This window comes from Acetobacter papayae JCM 25143, from assembly GCF_000613285.1.
GTDB classification, from domain to species: Bacteria; Pseudomonadota; Alphaproteobacteria; order Acetobacterales; family Acetobacteraceae; genus Acetobacter; species Acetobacter papayae.
The window spans coordinates 1-3235 of sequence record NZ_BAIN01000124.1 but is presented as its reverse complement, the minus strand read 5'-3'; the positions used below and the strand labels follow the sequence as shown (position 1 = coordinate 3235).

General features: G+C 65.8%; 2 protein-coding genes and 1 pseudogene. 1 reads left to right on the top strand and 2 read right to left on the bottom strand.

Going from position 1 to position 3235, the window contains the following annotated elements; genetic code table 11:
• The coding region (locus tag JCM25143_RS20230) for a thioredoxin family protein (RefSeq protein WP_035371475.1) at window positions 1-457 on the top strand (457 nt) is incomplete at its 5' end.
• A gap of 41 nt (window positions 458-498) precedes the next feature.
• On the opposite strand, the gene JCM25143_RS14720 is transcribed toward JCM25143_RS20230, so the two are convergent.
• Both JCM25143_RS14720 and JCM25143_RS20225 read right to left on the bottom strand, forming a co-directional pair.
• Window positions 499-1455, bottom strand: coding sequence for an RluA family pseudouridine synthase (locus JCM25143_RS14720; RefSeq protein ID WP_369347382.1), 957 nt, complete (start codon window positions 1453-1455; stop codon window positions 499-501).
• 267 nt (window positions 1456-1722) lie between these two features.
• A pseudogene (locus JCM25143_RS20225) lies at window positions 1723-3235 on the bottom strand (DNA translocase FtsK); the annotation flags it as partial.

The following is a 3235-nucleotide window of genomic DNA, read 5'->3' as shown; positions in this document are numbered from 1 at the left end:
TCCGCGCGCAAGGGGCGTTGCACGGCTGGCGCTGCTTGGTTTTCTGGCGGCTATGGCGTTGCTGCCCAGCCTGCGCGTGTTACCGCCCGCACATACGGCGGGCATGGCGCTGCCTGAAGGGGTCGAGGCCTTCACCCCTGCGCGTTTTGCGGCCCTGCGCGCGCAGGGCGAGCCGGTTTTTGTGGATATGACAGCGGCATGGTGCATGACCTGCCTTGTTAATGAACGGCTGGTGCTGGACACGCAGGGCACGCGCGCCCTGTTTGCCCGCCGGGGTGTGCATGTGCTGCGCGGTGACTGGACCCGGCATGACCCGGCCATTACCGCCTTTTTGAGCGCACATGGGCGCGATGGCGTGCCGCTTTATGTTTACGCTCCCGCGCACGGGGCTGAGGTTGTACTGCCCCAGTTGCTCACCCCCGGTATTCTTGCCCGCGCACTCGACCCTTCCCGCTGACGGGGGACGGCGCGCGCGGGCATAGCCCTGCGTGCCGGGTTTTACGGTGCGTCAGGCTCCCAGCCGCAGGCCCGGAGGGCGGCATGCATGGAAGGTGGCGGCGGGGCCGTGACCGTTATGGTCGGGTCCAGCGGTAGGGAAAGGCCCTGTGCCAGCAGGTGCAGGCCTTGTGCGTCCGCCTTGCCGTAGAGCGCATCCCCTACTATTGGCCAGCCCATGGCGGCACAGTGCACACGGGCCTGGTGGGTGCGCCCGCTTAGCAGGGTCAGTTCCAGCCAGCACAGACCTTTGCCCCGGCCCAGAACCCGCCACAGGGTTGTTGCGGCATTTTTGGCTGTATTGGCCGGTTTGGGCGCGGGGTCCGGGCGCATATGCCAGCCGGAGGGGGTGCTCTCGCGCACCAGCGGCAGGTCTATCCGCCCTTTTTCTTCCGTGGGCCCATTACGCACGATAGCCCAGTAGGTCTTGCGGGCTGTGTGGTTGGCAAAAGCCTGCTGCATGGCCAGAAGTGGTTGCTTGCGCAGGGCAATGGCCAGACAGCCCGCGGTATCGGCATCCAGCCGGTGAACCAGCCATGGCCCATCGGCCCGGCGCGAAAGCTGGGGAAACCAGTCCTCCACGCACAGCCCGGTGCGTGGGCCAGCATGAACCGGCAGGCCCGCCGGTTTGTTCACGATCACCACATGGCGGTCCTGATACAAAACGGGCAGCGGCTCGGTTGGTACGGGCCGGGGAGCGGGCTCGGGGGGGAGCGTGTCAGCCGGTGTGCGCCCATTGGTGGGTTTGCCCGGCCTGTCGTGGCGGGCATGGGCTGGTGCGGTACCTGAACGGGAGCGATCCTTGCCTGCGCTCCGGGGGCGCGCGGCCCGTGGGGCTTGCCCTGTTGCGGGCGCGCACCTGCTGTCTTGTGGCGTGCATCGGGGCGGCCTGCGGCTTCCCGGCTGACAGGATGAAACCTTCACGCCCGGCAGGGGCTGCGGGGCGTTCCGCCCGGTCACTGCGGGTATCCCTGTGCGCCCCTTGAGGGCGGGCCGGGGAACGAGCGGGGCGGCGGGGGTCGCGTGTTCTGTCCTGCGTTTTATCCTGCGGCCCGGTCTGGCTTCTGTCCTGTGGGCCAGCCTGCGTTTTGCCGTGTGCCCTGCCCTGCGGCCTGTCCTGCGTTCTGGCGCGTGGTTTGCCCGATGGCTTTGCCGGTGGTCTGGCAGGTGTTCTGGTGGGCGATCCGGCCTGTGGTCTGGCCGGTCTGCGTCCGGTGGGGGGCATGTTCAGTCCTCGCGGTTGGGGCCAACCAGCACTTTGCGGCGGCCCACATGGTCGGCGCGGCTGATCACGCCTTCTTTTTCCATTTGTTCGATTAGCTTGGCAGCGCGATTATAGCCAATGGAGAGATGGCGCTGAATGAAGGAGGTAGAGGCCTTGCCCTCCTGCGTGACAATAGAAACGGCCTCCGTATACAGGTCGGCCTCGCCGTTTTCGCTGTTGCCACGGCTGCTGCTGCCCCCGGATGGGGCTTCGTCCGCCGGTTCGGACAGCACATCCTCGTCATAGACGGGTTCGCCCTGTTCCTTCAGGAAGCCGACAACCTGCTCCACCTCATGGTCCGCCACAAAAGGCCCGTGCACGCGGGTAATGCGCCCGCCGCCCTGCATGAACAGCATGTCGCCCTGACCCAGAAGCTGCTCGGCCCCCTGTTCACCCAGAATGGTCCGGCTGTCGAACTTGCTGATGACCTGAAACGAGATACGGGTAGGGAAGTTGGCCTTGATGGTGCCGGTAATCACATCCACCGAGGGGCGCTGTGTTGCCATGATAACGTGAATACCCGCAGCACGCGCCTTTTGCGCCAGCCGCTGCACGCAGGCATCGATTTCCTTGCCGGCTGTCATCATCAGATCGGCCATTTCGTCGATGATAACCACGATATACGGCATGGGGTTGAGCGAGACGGACTGCTCCTCGAATACGGGGGTGCCGGTTTCGGGGTCGAAGCCTGTCTGTACGCGGCGCACCACCACCTCGCCATCGGCCAGAGCCTCGGCTGCGCGGGCGTTGTAGCCCGCGATGTTGCGCACCTGTAAATGCGCCATGGTGCGGTAACGGCGGTCCATTTCGCGCACTACCCATTTAAGGGCCTTCACCGCGTCGGGCGGATCTGTCACCACCGGGGTCAGCAGATGGGGAATCCCGTCATAGATCGAGAGTTCCAGCACCTTGGGATCGATCATGATCAGGCGGCACTCCTCGGGTGAGAAGCGGAACAGCAGCGACAGGATCATGGCGTTCACGCCCACGGACTTGCCCGAGCCCGTGGTGCCTGCCACCAGCAGGTGCGGCATGCGCGCAAGGTCGCTCAGCACCGTCTCGCCCGCTATGTCCTTGCCCAGTGCCAGCGGCAGTTGCCCGGCTTCCTGCCGCCATGAGGCTGGTCGAGCAGCTCGGACAGATACACCGTCTCGCGCGTCTGGTTGGGAACCTCGATCCCCATGACATTGCGGCCCGGCACGGTGGCGATACGCACGCTCAGCACCGAGAGCGAGCGCGCAACGTCATCCGCCAGCCCGATCACGCGTGCGGAGCGGATGCCCGGTGCGGGTTCGAACTCGTATAGCGTGACAACAGGCCCGGCACTCATGCCGGTGATTTTTCCCTGCACGCCGTAATCGGCCAGTGTCTGCTCCAGCATCAGGGCCGTGGCGTTCAGGGCATCGGGCGAAGGACCGAGGCGGGCATGGGCTGGTGCAGGGCGCAGCAGCGAGATTGGCGGCAGTTCCCAGCCGG